The sequence below is a fragment of the Collinsella sp. AM31-2AC genome, from assembly GCF_003469285.1.
GTDB classification, from domain to species: domain Bacteria; phylum Actinomycetota; class Coriobacteriia; order Coriobacteriales; family Coriobacteriaceae; genus Collinsella; species Collinsella aerofaciens_AT.
The window spans coordinates 1-637 of record NZ_QSJB01000049.1 but is presented as its reverse complement, the minus strand read 5'-3'; the positions used below and the strand labels follow the sequence as shown (position 1 = coordinate 637).

Genomic DNA, 637 nt, shown 5'->3' with positions numbered 1-637 from the left:
CCGAGAGCAGGGCGCCCAAATCGGCCTGGATCGCCCCTGCCTTGCTTCCAAGCTGCAGCGGAGCCGAGCCGCCCGAGATGTTTACGCTCAAAAGGTGCGCATCCGGCAGCTTCGCGGTCATGCTCCAGAACGGGAGCGTGATGATGCCGGGGGTCATCTCGCCCACGCCGAGCTCCAGCAACAGCACGCGGCGATCGCTGCGCTCGCGCACGAAGCGCTCGTATCGTCCGAGGCTCTCGCGCCATGCCGCACCCTGCAGAAACGTGTCGTCGCGCACCCACGGCACAAGCTGCCAGCCGCAGTGCGGGCATCGGGGGACATCCTCGCTGCGGATCTCGAACCCCGCCATGCCCGCGAGCATGCGCTCGACGTAGGGGCTCGCATCGAAGAGCTCGTCGCAGCATGGCTGCTTGCATTGAAGGTGCGCGAAGCTTCCCTGATAGTTGCAGGTCCTCTCGGTGGGAAACGTCTTCTCGACTTGGGTGTCTACATTGGTGCTCAGGATGAAGTAATCCTTATGGCCGATGAGGGACCGTAGGTCGAGATAGGGCTGCGAGGTCGGCTCGCGCAGCATGAAATCGATATATCGCGCGTAGTAGGCCCATTGCTGCTCGAGGCTGGGGTAGAGGTGGTAGAA

Annotated in this window: 1 protein-coding gene; it reads right to left on the bottom strand. The window is 63.3% G+C overall.

The window, feature by feature from the left end:
- Positions 1-637 (bottom strand): NAD-dependent protein deacetylase, SIR2 family (locus DW796_RS10495; RefSeq protein WP_118095260.1); only part of this gene is annotated, 637 nt, incomplete at both ends.